A 13,778-nucleotide genomic window follows, 5' to 3' on the forward strand; every position below is an offset into this window, starting at 1 on the left:
ACTCGTCAGCCAACAACCTGTCAACCACTTTCACCAGAACTCAAGGACGAAGCAACCTGCCGCTAGCAGCGTCGCCGCCCTCGTTGTGGCGCTATATAGGCCCCGCACACCAAAACTGTCAACACAGCTTTCGATAAAAATGCGATTTTCTTTTCCACAGGGATAACGAACGAAATTTACTCCTTATTCACCAATTTGAACAGGCGATTCTGATGCGGAAGCCCACCCCATTCGCTCCGCGACATCATCCGCGAGCGCCCGCATCCGTTTGCCAATCTGCTCGATCACTTCAGGACGGGCCTCTGCAGCCATCATGGAAAGAGCAATCCCCGCGCTCGGTCGGTTTGGCTGTTCGTAGATTGCCGCGCCGATGCAGAACATGCCTTCGCGCAACTGGCCGTCATCAAGGGAATAGCCCTTCTCTCTTATGCCGGACATCTCGCCTTCGAGCGCCTTCAGCGAAGCGACGCTCGCTGGTGTAGCGAGTTCCGGCCAATGTTCGGGAAGATGACGTGCGCGCTCGTCATTCGGCATTGCCGCGAGCATGGCCTTGCCCGTTGCCGTAAAGACTGCGGGGACGCGCATGCCGATGCGGAACGTTATCCCAAGCGGCGCGGACGAATTGCGGCAGGACAGATAAATGACATCCGGTCCCTCCAGATGGGAAAGCGTCAGCGTGTAGGCGCCAAGCCCCTCTGCCTGCGCCACCGCCTCATGAAACACTTCGACAATATCGCTGCCCGCCAGAAAGATATTGGCCCAGCGCACCGATTGTGGCCCCATGGAAAAGCTGCCGTCGCTATTGAACTTCAGAAGCTTCAGATAAACCAGCGTCTGGCAAAGCCCGTGCACGCTGCTTTTGGGCAGCCCGGCCTGACGCGCAATATCGGATAGTTTCAGTGCCCCGCCCATGCCGGCACCGGCCTTGGCGATAAGATCCAGTATCTGTGCGGCGCGCATGACCGCCGGAACCAGTTTGAGGGAACCTGCCTCTTCGGTCATCGTTTCATTCCTATGCTGACACGCCACCTGCCCGACAGATCATCGGCTTCCCGATTGACTTTGGCTGCCATGATCTGTTTAATTCAATATATCGAAGCGTGTTCAATATACTGAACAAACAATCAAATGCAAGACTGGGACGGAACATCAGACATGATCACCTTGAAAGACCCTTCGCTGCTTCAATCGAAATGCCTGGTCGACGGTCGCTGGATCGACGCCGCTGATGGCAAGACCATTAATGTCACCAACCCGGCTGATGGCTCGGTGGTCGGCACGGTTCCGTCGCTGTCGGTAGACACGATCAAGGAAGTCATCGACGCTTCCGCCAAGGCGCTTCCCGCCTGGGCCGCGAAAACCGCCAAGGAACGCGCGGGCATCATGCGCAAGTGGTTCGACCTCATTGTCGCCAATGCCGATGACATTGCGCTGATCATGACATCGGAACAGGGCAAGCCTTTGGCCGAAGCGCGCGGTGAAGTGCTTTATGCCGCGTCTTTCATTGAATGGTTTGCAGAAGAAGCAAAGCGCGTCTATGGCGACACCATCCCTGCCCCGCAGGCCGGTCAGCGCCTGACGGTGATCCGCCAGCCGGTTGGCGTCACCGCCGCGATCACGCCGTGGAATTTCCCTGCCGCCATGATCACCCGCAAGGCTGCACCGGCACTCGCCGCTGGCTGCACGATGATCGTGCGTCCTGCCGATCTGACCCCGCTGACGGCTCTGGCGCTTGGCGTGCTGGCTGAAAAGGCTGGCGTCCCTGCCGGTGTCTTGCAGATCGTGACCGGCAAGGCGCGCGAAATAGGCGCTGAACTCACCAGCAATGACACTGTACGCAAGCTCTCCTTCACCGGCTCCACGGAAGTGGGCCGCCTGCTGATGGCCCAGTGCGCACCAACGATCAAAAGAGTGTCGCTGGAACTCGGCGGCAATGCGCCATTCATCGTCTTTGACGACGCCGATCTCGACGCCGCTGTCGAGGGCGCGATGATTTCCAAATATCGCAATGCTGGTCAGACCTGCGTTTGCGCCAACCGCATTTATGTTCAGCGCGGCGTTTACGACAAATTTGCTGAAAAACTCGCGGAGAAGGTCAAGGCGCTGAAGGTCGGCAACGGCACCGAACCGGGTGTGGTCATCGGCCCGATGATCGAGGAAAAGGCGATCACCAAGGTCAAGGCGCATATTGAAGACGCGGTTTCGAAGGGTGCAAAGCTCATCACCGGCGGCAAGGAACTGGGCGGCCTGTTCTTCGAACCGGCCGTTCTCACCGGCGTGACCTCGGACATGGCCGTTGCGCGGGAAGAAACTTTTGGCCCGCTGGCGCCGCTCTTTGCCTTCGACACGGAAGAAGAAGTGCTGGCCATGGCCAACGATACGATCTTCGGTCTCGCGGCTTACTTCTATACGGAGAACTTCAGCCGTGCGATCCGCGTCAGCGAAGGGCTCGAATACGGCATGGTCGGCCACAATACCGGTCTGATCTCCAATGAAGTCGCGCCGTTCGGCGGTGTCAAGCAGTCCGGCCTCGGTCGCGAAGGCTCCAAATACGGCATCGAGGAATATCTCGAAACCAAATATATCTGCAGCGCCTATAAGCGCTGATTGATATAAGCCAATGAAGAGACGGTGCGGATTGTTCGCGCCGTCTTTTTTATTTATAGACGGTGCAACCGCAACGACGGCTATCCGCCGCACATTATCCGGACAATCCATGCTGCGCCGCCTTTACGACTGGACTATTTCGCTTGCCGCAAGAAAATCAGCCGAATGGTGGCTGGCGATCATCGCTTTCGTGGAGAGTTCGGTTTTCCTTGTCCCGGCAGACGTTCTGTTCCTGCCGATGGCGCTGGCTCGTCGGGAACGCGCCTGGCGCTATGCCTTCATCGCAACCGTTGCATCGGTGCTGGGCGGCATCGCAGGCTGGTATCTCGGCTATCATGCCTATGAACAGATCGCCAAGCCGGTGCTGGAAATGTATGGCAAGCTGGACACGTTCGAGCAACTGCGCGGCACGACCAGCGCCGACACCATTTTGCTGATGCTGATCACATCGGGCCTCGCCCATCTCCCGCCGATCAAGGTTGTGACAATCCTGTCGGGGGCGGCTGGCGTCAATATCTGGCTGTTCATCGCATCGGCCATTGTTGCGCGCGGCGCGCGCTTCTATTTCCTGGCCTGGCTGCTGCGCCGTTATGGCGAGCCGATCCGCCATTTTATCGAAAAGCGCCTTGGCCTGATCGCCAGCGCCGTGGCGGTCTTGCTGATCGCCCTGTTTTTTGCTGTGAAATATCTTCACGCATGAGCCGGCTGCCTCACGCCGGTCAAAATAAATTGCTTGGAAACAAGTCTCTATCTTAGTTTAGCTGCACATAAAGAGCCGCGTCAGGAATTTTCATATGGCATTTGCACTCAATAACCCGGTTGGCAAAACACAGGCATGGACCGCAGGCATCATGACCTTCGGACTGGCCGCAACTGTCGGCACCGCGCTCGGTTTCGAGCATATTGCCGGTTTCATGCCGTGCAAACTCTGCCTTGAACAGCGCACGCCTTATTATATCGGCGTTCCGGTTCTGGCTGCGGCCTGGCTTTCCTACGGCTTGAAATGGCCGCCGATCCTGACGCGCGGCCTCATCCTGATCGGCGCGCTTTTGATGACCTATGGTCTGGCGCTGGCGGTCTATCATACGGGTGTTGAGCTGAAGTACTGGCCGGGCCCGGCCGATTGCAGCGCGGCGACGATGAAAGTCACGCTGGACGCGGGCAATCTTCTGGGCGATCTCAATACGCGCCCGCCCGCATGCGACAGCGCACCCGGCTTTTTCCTTGGTCTGTCCTTTGCCGGATGGAATATCGTCGCAAGCCTGTTCTTTGCAGCCATCGGCTACTACGGCGCTTTTGCGAAGAGTGGCAAGTAAGGGAAGATTCTGAGGGGCTTAGGTCTTCTTTTTTCGCATGATGTTGTCGCAGGATTGCTACGCAGTTTTGCGCAACATGCGTCAAGGCTCCAGTTCGACATCCCAATAGAGAAAATCGAGCCAGCTATCATGCAGATGGTTGGGCGGGAAAAGACGACCGTTGTTGTGCAGATCCTGCACGGTCGGCATGACCGGCTTCTGGCGCGGCCACATATGCGCAGCCGCAGGCATGAGACCGCCCTTGCGCAGATTGCATGGTGAACAGGCGGCGACCACATTTTCCCACGTCGTCTCGCCGCCATGGCAACGCGGGGTGACGTGATCGAAGGTCAGATCATGCGGCGAGCCGCAATACTGGCACTCGAAACGATCACGCAGGAAAAGATTGAAGCGCGTAAACGCCGGATAGCGCGGCGGCTTCACATAATCCTTCAGGCAGATCACGCTCGGAACACGCATGGAGAAAGACGGCGAGGAAACGATCTGGTCGTATTCCGCGACGATATTCACGCGTTCGAGAAAGACCGCCTTGATCGCATCCTGCCATGACCAGAGCGACAAGGGGTAATAGCTGAGCGGACGATAATCCGCGTTGAGGACCAGAGCGGGCAAGCCACTCGTCGAGACGGTCCGGGGTGAGACTGCAATGGTCAAGGACGCACCTCCTTCAGAGCAACTCCGAGAAAGGGCGAAACGACGACTTTCCAAGCGGAATTGCGCTCTTCATCGGAGCGCCGCGCGTCCATTGTGGGCGCAACAACGACGCTCCAACCTCGCGAGGACGGGACTGCAATCAGCAGAAAATCAAGCTTCTGCGAATCGAAATACCGTCATCAGCTGATGGCGATAATGTAAGCCCGACGTGACAGGATTGTGAAGCGGAAACGCATTTGTGCCACCGGAAACACGCAACATTTACAGATGCATCTACAAAAGTGGGGCCGCCTCGCGGCCCTTGATTGCCGCGTAATAGGCCCAGAATAATCGCGCCGCCACGCCGCGCCACGGCGCCCAGTCTTCCGCAAGCTTGCGCAGCGCCACAGCATCCGGGCGCGTTTCATGGGCAAAGGCATGACCGACGGCAGCTTGCAGCGCCACGTCACCCGCCGGAAACACGTCCGGGTGACCGGCTGCAAACAGCAGATAGACTTCCGCCGTCCACGGCCCGATGCCCTTGATAGCGGTGAGCGCAGCTATCGCCTCCTCCGCAGGCAGATCGCAAAGCCCGTGCAGATCGATCCCGTCATCCACCAGCGCCTGCGAGACAGCCAGAAGCGTCCTCTGCTTGGGCCGAGACAGCCCGGCAAAGCGCCACGCCTCTTCGCCGCCAGCAATATAGGCCTGCGGCGTCAGCGGATCGATCACCTGTTTCAACCGCCCCCAGATGGCCGCAGCGCTTGCAGTTGAAACCTGCTGCGCCACGATGATGGAAGCCAGACTTTCGAACCCTGGTGGTGAGCGACGCAGCGGAACCGCATGAGCGCGGCTGCGAATATCGGCCAGGCGCATATCGGCCAAAACCAGCGCTTCAAGGCCAGCCTCTATATCCTCCAATGTATCGATGCGCTGCATGCTGTGGCCTTTCATTTCAATCGCCGACAAAGTACCAATGTGCTCAGATGACAATCAACTGACAGGATCATGACCAGACCCGTCTTTCGCTTTGCCCCCAGCCCCAATGGCCAATTGCACCTCGGCCATGCCTATTCAGCTCTTCTCAATGCACGCATGGCGAACGAAAGCGACGGTCGTTTTCTATTACGCATGGAAGACATCGACACGGCGCGCTGCACGCCTGCGCTGGAACAGGGCATTTACGACGACCTGCACTGGCTCGGCCTGTCATGGGAAAGGCCTGTACGCCGCCAGTCGGAACATTTTGGCGAATATCGCAATGCGCTGACAAAGCTTGCCGACAAGGGCCTTGTCTATCCGGCCTTTCTCAGTCGTGGCGAAGTGCGCGAGCGGATTGGCGAAGCCCACGCCAGGGGCAAGGTCTGGCCGTCGGACCCGGACGGCACGCCGCTTTATCCAAAGGGCGAACGCAACCTCAATGAAGCGCACCGGCTGGAACGGATCGTATCCGGCATCCCTTATGCCTGGCGTCTCGACATGGAAAAGGCGCTGGCCACCGTGGGTGAAACGTTGTTCTGGGAAGAAAACGGCGCCGGACCGGATGGCGAGACCGGGCGCATTGCCGCCGATCCCGCCCGATGGGGTGATGTGATCATCGCACGCAAGGACACGCCGACCAGCTATCATCTTTCTGTGGTGGTGGACGACGCCCTGCAAGGCGTCACCCATGTCGTGCGTGGCCGCGATCTCTTCCACGCGACCGCTGTGCACCGCCTCCTGCAAAAGCTTCTCGGTCTGCCGGAGCCGCATTATCACCATCATGACCTCGTGCTGGGCGACGATGGGCTGAAACTGTCGAAAAGCCGCAAGGATACCGCTCTTGCATCGCTGCGTGAACAGGGATGGACGCCGGACCAAATAAGACACACCTTAAAGTTGTGATTTATTTTCTCCCCAGCGTCACAGATGATGTGCCGCCGCGTCGATTGACGAAAGCGCGCCAAAGCGGTTCAAAGGCAGCATGGTAGCTGACGCCTGAAAAGCGCTGGCGGTAGTTGTATTTATTCTGAAGGAGGCCAAGCCATGAGCAATTACGTCGAAATTGAAGGTTTGCGTGTTGCCCCTGAACTCGTGGAGTTTCTGGCCAAGGAGGCCGCGCCCAGCACCGGCGTAGACCCGGACAAGTTCTGGAAAGGTTTTGCCGCAATCGTTCGCGATCTTGCCCCGAAGAACCGCGCGCTTTTGAAAAAGCGTGACGACATGCAGGCGAAGATCGACAGCTGGTACAAGGAAAACCGCGACAAAGGCTATAGCCAGGCGGAATACCAGCAGTTCCTGAAGGACATCGGCTATCTCCTGCCGGAAGGCGGGGAGTTCACCGTTTCGACCGCCAATGTCGATCCGGAAATCACCCATATTGCCGGTCCGCAGCTTGTCGTCCCGGTCATGAACGCCCGCTACGCCCTCAACGCTGCCAATGCGCGTTGGGGTTCGCTTTATGATGCGCTTTACGGCACCGACGCGATTTCCGATGCCGATGGCGCGGAAAAGGGCAAGGGCTACAATCCGAAGCGCGGCGAGAAAGTCATCGCCTGGGCGAAGAATTTCCTCGATGAAAGCGCGCCGCTCGCCTCCGGCAAATGGGCCGACGTCGCTGGCCTTGCCGTCAAGGATGGCAAGCTCGACATCAAGCTGACGAACGGTTCCGCAACGGTTCTGAAAGATGCCAGCCAGTTCAAGGGCTATAATGGCGACGCCGCCAACCCGACCAATGTGCTGCTGGCCAAGAACAACATGCATGTCGATATCGTCGTCAATGCCGACCATCCGATCGGCAAGACCGATCCGGCGCATATTGCAGACATGGTTCTGGAATCGGCCATCAGCACGATTCAGGATTGCGAGGATTCGATTGCCGCCGTCGATGCCGAGGACAAGGTTGCAGTCTATCGCAACTGGCTCGGCCTGATGAACGGCAAGCTGGAAGACACGTTCGAAAAGAACGGCAAGCAGATGACGCGCCGTCTCAATGGCGACCGCAGCTATCGCGCCGCCGATGGCTCCGACCTGACGCTCAAGGGCCGCTCGCTGATGCTGGTTCGCAATGTCGGGCACCTGATGACCAATCCGGCCATTCTCGACACTGACGGCAATGAAGTGCCGGAAGGCATCATGGATGCCGCCTTTACCAGCCTGATCGCCTTGCACGATATCGGCCCGAATGGCCGTCACATGAACTCACGCGAAGGCTCGGTCTATATCGTCAAGCCGAAGATGCATGGCCCGGAAGAAGTGGCTTTCGCCAATGAAATCTTCACCCGGACGGAAGAACTGCTCGGCATGCAGCCCAACACGCTCAAAATGGGCGTAATGGACGAGGAACGCCGCACGACGATCAACCTCAAGGAAGCCATTCGCGCCGCCAAGGATCGCGTCGTGTTCATCAATACCGGCTTCCTCGACCGCACCGGCGACGAGATTCATACCTCGATGGAAGCTGGCCCGATGATCCGCAAGGGCGACATGAAGCAGGCCGCGTGGATCGGTGCTTATGAGCAGTGGAATGTCGATATCGGTCTCGAATGCGGCCTTTCCGGCCACGCGCAGATCGGCAAGGGCATGTGGGCCATGCCCGACCTGATGGCGGCAATGCTGGAGCAGAAGATCGCTCATCCGAAGGCAGGCGCGAACACCGCATGGGTACCGTCACCGACCGCTGCCACGCTGCACGCCACCCACTATCACCAAGTGGACGTTGCGGCCGTTCAGGCAAAGCTCAAGAGCCGTCCGCGCGCCAAGCTCGACGACATTCTGTCGGTGCCGGTCGCCAGCCGTCCAAACTGGACGCCGGAAGACATCCAGAAAGAGATCGACAACAACGCGCAAGGGATTCTCGGCTATGTTGTGCGCTGGGTCGATCAGGGCGTCGGCTGCTCGAAGGTGCCGGACATCAACAATGTCGGCCTGATGGAAGACCGTGCGACACTGCGCATTTCCGCCCAGCACATTGCGAACTGGCTCTACCATGGCGTTGTCACGGAAGCGCAGGTCATGGAAACCATGAAGCGCATGGCCGCTGTCGTCGACAAGCAGAATGAAGGCGATGCGCTGTATCGCCCGATGGCTGCCAATTTCGACAAGTCCATCGCCTTCCAGGCCGCCTGCGATCTCGTCTTCAAAGGCCGCGAACAGCCGAACGGCTATACCGAGCCGGTCCTGCATCGCCGCCGCTTGGAACTGAAGGCGCAAGGCTGATCGGTTTAATGCACCGACGTCCCCTTCCCTCATCCTGAGGAGCCGTTGAAAACGGCGTCTCGAAGGACGAGGGAAAGCGAACCCAGCGCCTGCCCTCGCCCTTCGACACGGTGCTTCGCACCGGCTCAGGATGAGGGAGCGAGGTCACTGCCTGAGCCTCGGGCTTTGATCGTAGAAACAGATTGAATGCGGCGGGAGAAATCCCGCCGTTTTCATATGCGAAATCGCTTGACTCCATTATAATAGATATTATTTCTAACATAATGGAAAACGCAATCGAACAACTCGACAGTGCCATCGGTGAGAACCTGCGCCGCCTGCGTCTGGCGCAAGGCATGACGCTGGATGCGTTGGGCGATGCTTCCGGTGTCAGCCGCGCCATGATCTCGCGGATCGAGCGCGGCGAGACAAGCCCCACCGCACAACTGCTGGCGCGCATTTGCGCCGCCCTTGGCACGTCGCTATCAGCATTTTTTGGCGATGCGGAAGCCCCGCCCTCGCCCTACCTCCCCCACGATCGTCAACCCGTCTGGCGCGATCCCGACACCGGCTATGTGCGCCGGTCCGTATCCCCGCCCGGCACCGGTTCGAATGTCGATCTGATCGAGGTCGAGTTTCCGGCGGGCGGCAAGGTCACTTTCGCACCCCAGACCGCCAATGCCGGTATCACCCAGCATATGTGGCTCTTTGCCGGTGCAATGGAAATGACCGTCGGCGACACGCATTATAGCCTCAAGCCCGGCGACTGCCTTTATATGCCGATCATGGCGGGCATCACTTTTCACAATCCCGGTTCGACCCCTGCACGCTATGCCATTGTGCTCGAACGCCGCAGCAACCTCTGAAAGACCGTCCGATGATCCACGTTCTCAATGCGGAAGAAGCGAAACGAGCCATTCCGGCGCTCGCCGAAATTCTTGCCGACTGCGTCATGGGTGGCGCATCGGTCGGGTTCATGGCACCCTGTGAGCCGCAGGATTTTACGCCTTACTGGACCCGCATCGCCCGCGAGACGGAGAACGGCGAGACGCTGCTCATCGTCGCTGAGCATGACGGCGCGATCGTCGGCACGGTGCAGCTTGGTCTCTCCCAAATGCCCAATCAGCCGCATCGCGCCGATCTGAAAAAGCTGCTGATCCACCGCAAGGCGCGCGGCCTCGGCCTTGCCCGCAAGCTGATGGACGCGGCGGAAGCCCAAGCACGTCTGCATGGCAGAACGCTGATCTGTCTCGACACCGCCACCGGCAGTCCCGCCGAAGCGATCTATACGCATCTGAACTGGCAGCCTGTCGGCGTGATCCCGAATTACGCGCTCTTTCCCGATGGCAGCCCCTGCGCCACCACGCTCTTTTACAAAGGCATCTGAAATGACCCTCTCCATCCGCCATGCGACGGAAGCAGATCTTCCCGCGCTGCTCGCCATCTATAATGATGCGGTCGACAACACGCTTGCCATCTGGAACGAAACGCTCGTCGATCTGGAAAACCGGCGCCAATGGCTGGAAGGCCGCAATCGCGACGGCTTCCCGGTGCTGGCAGCCGAGCGCGAAGGCCAGGTTGTCGGCTATGCGAGCTATGGTCCTTTCCGGCCCTTCGAAGGCTTCCGACATTCCTCCGAACTGTCGGTCTATGTGGCAAGCGATGCGCGCGGCGGCGGCATCGGTCGCGCCTTGCTGGCCGAACTGGTGGAAGAAGCGCGCCGCCGCAAGGTGCATGTGCTGGTGGCTGGTATCGAGGCGGGCAATGCCGCGTCCATCGCGCTGCATAAATCGCAGGGCTTTGAAGATTGTGGCACCTTGAAACAAGTCGGCCAGAAATTCGGACGCTGGCTCGATCTGACGTTCATGCAGAAGATTCTCTGATCTATTCAATAGTGCCCAATAGAAAACGCAGCGGGTTATTGCCCTGCTGCGTTCTTTTTGTTTATACACGTGTATTCGCAAGGACCCGGTGAAAGCCCGGGTGGCTCTTCTGGCCGCCTATCCGCCAGACAACGCAACAACATCTCCCATTTTTACAATCGGCCATGTTGAATCGGACGGCTCTCAACGCCCGTCTTCTATTTGCGGAAAATTCAATGACACGTCTTGCTGCCTACCGCCGCGAGTGGTTCTCCAATATTCGCGGCGATATTCTCTCCGGCATCGTCGTAGCACTTGCCCTTATTCCCGAAGCCATCGGCTTTTCGGTCATCGCCGGGGTCGATCCCAAAGTGGGCCTTTTTGCTTCCTTCGCCATTGCCTGCGTCTCCGCCTTTACCGGCGGTCGCCCCGGCATGATTTCTGCCGCCACGGCTGCAACCGCCGTGGTGATGGTCTCGCTCGTCAAGGAACACGGGCTGCAATATCTGTTTGCCGCCACAATCCTGATGGGCATAATACAAATCCTTGCCGGTTTCCTGAAGCTCGGACGCCTGATGCGTTTCGTATCGCGCTCGGTCATCACCGGCTTCGTCAATGCGCTGGCGATCCTCATTTTCATGGCACAACTACCAGAGCTGATCCATGTGCCAGTCCAGACCTATTGGATGATCGCGGGCGGCCTTGCCATCATCTATCTATTCCCGCGACTGACCAAGGCGATCCCCTCGCCACTGGTCGCCATCGCGGTTCTCACCGCACTGGCCTGGTGGAGCGGGATGGATCTTCGCACCGTGGGCGATCTCGGCGAATTGCCATCCGCATTGCCGGTCTTCGCATTGCCGCAAGTGCCGGTAACGCTCGAAACCTTGCAGATCATCCTGCCCTATTCGATCACGCTCGCGGCGGTCGGGCTCCTCGAATCGCTGATGACCGCCCAGATTGTTGACGACATGACCGACACGCCCAGCAACAAAAGCCAGGAATGTATCGGTCAGGGCACGAGCAATATCGCCTCGGCGCTGATCGGCGGCATGGGCGGCTGCGCCATGATCGGGCAGTCGGTGATCAATGTTTCGTCCGGCGGACGCGGCAGGCTTTCGACCTTCGTGGCGGGCGCCTTCCTGCTGTTCCTGATTCTGGTGCTCGACGATCTTGTGCGCATCATTCCGATGGCGGCACTAGTGGCGGTGATGATCATGGTATCCATCGGCACATTCTCGTGGCGATCTATCCTCGATCTGCGTCGTAACCCGCCATCCTCGTCCTTCGTCATGCTGGCAACGGTGGTCACCGTCGTCTCAACGCATGATCTGGCCAAAGGCGTTCTGGTCGGCGTTCTGCTTTCCGGCGTGTACTTTGCGGGCAAGGTCGCCAAGATGTTCCGCGTCTCCGAGGCCGAAAACAGCGACGGCAGCGAACGCATCTATACTGTTCAGGGCCAGATTTTCTTCGCTTCGGCGCAGAATTTTATCGCCGCGTTTGATTTCTCCAAGCCTGCGAAGAAGGTCACCATCGACGTCAGCCATGCACATCTGTGGGACATTACCGCAGTCGGCGCGCTCGACAAGGTGGTGATGAAATATCGTACCGGCGGCACCAACGTGTCGGTGACAGGCTTCAACGAAGCCAGCGCCGACATGATCGATCGCTTCGCCGTTCACGACAAGAACTTGAGCACTGCCAAACTGGCGGCGCATTAAACACGAAAAGAAAAGGGCCGCTGATGCGGCCCTTTTTGTTAGCTCCTGTGTGGAACAGCGTTTGCAACCGACAGATCATCAAGGCCGATAGCACCTTCCACCCGGTCGCTGCGCGCCATGAGGTAGAAACCGAGCCCGGAGGTCAGCACCGCGATAAACACCAGATACCAGGCGTGGGCCATCGGGTTGACCGCCAGCATCGTCGTCACGATCACCGGCGTCAAGCCACCGAACACCGCATAGGAAATGTTATAGGAGAAAGACAGGCCGGAGAACCGCACCGGGGCCGGGAATGCGCGCACCATGACATAGGGCACCGCGCCAACCATACCGACGGAAAGTCCCATCACCGCATAAAGCGCAAACAGCACCGGCAGCGACGTACCGGCAAAGCTGTAGAAAACGAAGGTGGCAATGCCGAAGAAAACACCGGCCACCGCGAAGAAACGTCCGCTGCCGATACGGTCAACGATAGAACCGGCAGTCACAGTTCCGAACATCAGGAAAAGCGTGCCGAAGCTGGTCGCGGCAAGCGACTGCAAAGGCGTATAACCATAGAGCTTTTGCAGGAAGGTCGCCGTCATCAACGTGGTCACAACGATACCGGCTGACAAGATCCAGGTCAGAAGCACGGAGATGATGACACCGTGCATATGCTCGCGCAGAACGGTCTTCAGCGGCAGCTTGTCTTTCAGCAAATGGCTGTTCTTCATCGCGGTGAAGATCGGGGTTTCTGCCAGCCAGCGCCGCAGATAAACCGCAAGCAGACCAAAAATACCGCCGATGAAGAACGGAATGCGCCATGCGTAGGCGGAGAGTTCTTCCGGGGTGAAAATCCAGTTGATGGCTGTAGCGATCAGCGAACCAATCATGATGCCGAGTGTCAGGCCGGAACAGAGAAAGCCGCAGGCCATGCCGACCCGATTGGCAGGCACATGTTCCGCCACAAAGGTCCACGCGCCGGGAACCTCGCCGCCAATGGCCGCGCCCTGCAACATGCGAAACACGATGAGCAGGATCGGCGCGCCGACACCCAGCGTCGCATAAGTGGGCAGGCAGGCCATGGCCAATGTCGAGATCGACATCAGGAACACCGAGAAAGCGAAAACCCGCTTGCGCCCAAACTTGTCGCCGAAATGCGCCAGCACGATGCCGCCGACCGGGCGCACCAGATAACCGGCTGCGAAAATGCCGAAAGTCTGGATCATGACCAGCCAGTCCGGCATATCCGGCGGAAAGAACAGATGCCCGATGACGCTGGCAAAGAACACGAAGATGATGAAATCATAAAACTCCAGCGCGCCGCCAAGGGCCGAAAGGCCAAGGGTGCGGAAATCCTGTCCATTCAGCGGACGGGGGCTAGTGCCTTGCGCTTGCGTGTTCATCGATGCCATCGATCCTGTTCTTTTCTGGCTTTTTCGTCAGGTCATTGCTTTACAAAACCCCGTTTTACCGGGGCCGAA

General features: G+C 58.6%; 13 protein-coding genes and 1 other annotated feature. Of the genes, 9 read left to right on the forward strand and 4 right to left on the reverse strand.

Features of this window, described 5'->3' with window-relative positions; genetic code table 11:
• Positions 1 to 183: 183 nt before the first annotated feature.
• Positions 184 to 1,002 (reverse strand): IclR family transcriptional regulator, encoded by an 819-nt coding sequence (locus ABWW11_RS19925; RefSeq protein ID WP_109369703.1) that lies wholly within the window; start codon positions 1,000 to 1,002, stop codon positions 184 to 186.
• 153 nt (positions 1,003 to 1,155) lie between these two features.
• On the opposite strand from ABWW11_RS19925, the gene ABWW11_RS19930 reads away from it, so the two are divergent.
• The 3 genes from ABWW11_RS19930 to ABWW11_RS19940 all read left to right on the forward strand — a co-directional run bounded on the left by ABWW11_RS19930 (position 1,156) and on the right by ABWW11_RS19940 (position 3,923).
• Entirely contained in the window at positions 1,156 to 2,607 is a 1,452-nt protein-coding gene (locus tag ABWW11_RS19930) for an NAD-dependent succinate-semialdehyde dehydrogenase (RefSeq protein WP_109369704.1), read from the forward strand.
• A gap of 109 nt (positions 2,608 to 2,716) precedes the next feature.
• Positions 2,717 to 3,307, forward strand: coding sequence for a YqaA family protein (locus ABWW11_RS19935; protein WP_319080683.1), 591 nt, complete (start codon positions 2,717 to 2,719; stop codon positions 3,305 to 3,307).
• A gap of 94 nt (positions 3,308 to 3,401) precedes the next feature.
• Positions 3,402 to 3,923, forward strand: a complete 522-nt coding sequence (locus tag ABWW11_RS19940; RefSeq protein WP_109369706.1) for a disulfide bond formation protein B — start codon at positions 3,402 to 3,404, stop codon at positions 3,921 to 3,923.
• Positions 3,924 to 4,004: 81 nt separating this feature from the next.
• Here the strand turns inward: ABWW11_RS19940 and ABWW11_RS19945 are convergent, their stop codons facing one another.
• A complete protein-coding gene (locus tag ABWW11_RS19945) occupies positions 4,005 to 4,577 on the reverse strand; it encodes an HNH endonuclease (RefSeq protein WP_078339434.1) in 573 nt (190 codons plus the stop codon).
• Positions 4,578 to 4,850: 273 nt separating this feature from the next.
• Entirely contained in the window at positions 4,851 to 5,495 is a 645-nt protein-coding gene (locus tag ABWW11_RS19950; RefSeq protein ID WP_109370304.1) for a DNA-3-methyladenine glycosylase family protein, read from the reverse strand.
• A 69-nt stretch (positions 5,496 to 5,564) separates the two neighbouring features.
• On the opposite strand from ABWW11_RS19950, the gene gluQRS reads away from it, so the two are divergent.
• From gluQRS to ABWW11_RS19980, 6 genes are all read left to right on the forward strand, one after another.
• On the forward strand, positions 5,565 to 6,440 hold the full coding sequence (gene gluQRS / locus ABWW11_RS19955) for a tRNA glutamyl-Q(34) synthetase GluQRS (protein WP_109369707.1): 876 nt from the start codon (positions 5,565 to 5,567) through the stop codon (positions 6,438 to 6,440).
• Between the two features lie 141 nt (positions 6,441 to 6,581).
• Positions 6,582 to 8,753, forward strand: a complete 2,172-nt coding sequence (locus tag ABWW11_RS19960) for a malate synthase G (protein ID WP_109369708.1) — start codon at positions 6,582 to 6,584, stop codon at positions 8,751 to 8,753.
• Between the two features lie 263 nt (positions 8,754 to 9,016).
• Positions 9,017 to 9,598 (forward strand): helix-turn-helix domain-containing protein, encoded by a 582-nt coding sequence (locus tag ABWW11_RS19965; protein WP_124915879.1) that lies wholly within the window; start codon positions 9,017 to 9,019, stop codon positions 9,596 to 9,598.
• Between the two features lie 11 nt (positions 9,599 to 9,609).
• Positions 9,610 to 10,119 carry a GNAT family N-acetyltransferase gene (locus ABWW11_RS19970; protein WP_109369710.1) on the forward strand — a complete coding sequence of 170 codons (510 nt, stop codon included), beginning with the start codon at positions 9,610 to 9,612 and terminating at the stop codon, positions 10,117 to 10,119.
• Position 10,120: 1 nt separating this feature from the next.
• A complete protein-coding gene (locus ABWW11_RS19975) occupies positions 10,121 to 10,615 on the forward strand; it encodes a GNAT family N-acetyltransferase (protein WP_109369711.1) in 495 nt (164 codons plus the stop codon).
• Between the two features lie 78 nt (positions 10,616 to 10,693).
• Positions 10,694 to 10,749, forward strand: a sequence feature (sul1 is cis-regulatory element that is thought to sense ions involved in sulfur or methionine metabolism; They are found in Alphaproteobacteria).
• Between the two features lie 81 nt (positions 10,750 to 10,830).
• Complete coding sequence (locus ABWW11_RS19980; protein WP_109369712.1) at positions 10,831 to 12,315, forward strand: SulP family inorganic anion transporter; 1,485 nt, start codon at positions 10,831 to 10,833, stop codon at positions 12,313 to 12,315.
• A 38-nt stretch (positions 12,316 to 12,353) separates the two neighbouring features.
• On the opposite strand, the gene ABWW11_RS19985 is transcribed toward ABWW11_RS19980, so the two are convergent.
• The gene (locus tag ABWW11_RS19985) at positions 12,354 to 13,700 is read right to left on the reverse strand and encodes an MFS transporter (protein ID WP_109370305.1); all 1,347 of its coding nucleotides are present in this window, start codon (positions 13,698 to 13,700) and stop codon (positions 12,354 to 12,356) included.
• Positions 13,701 to 13,778: the final 78 nt, after the last annotated feature.

Source organism: Brucella sp. NBRC 113783, assembly GCF_040372265.1.
GTDB lineage: Bacteria > Pseudomonadota > Alphaproteobacteria > Rhizobiales > Rhizobiaceae > Brucella > Brucella teleogrylli.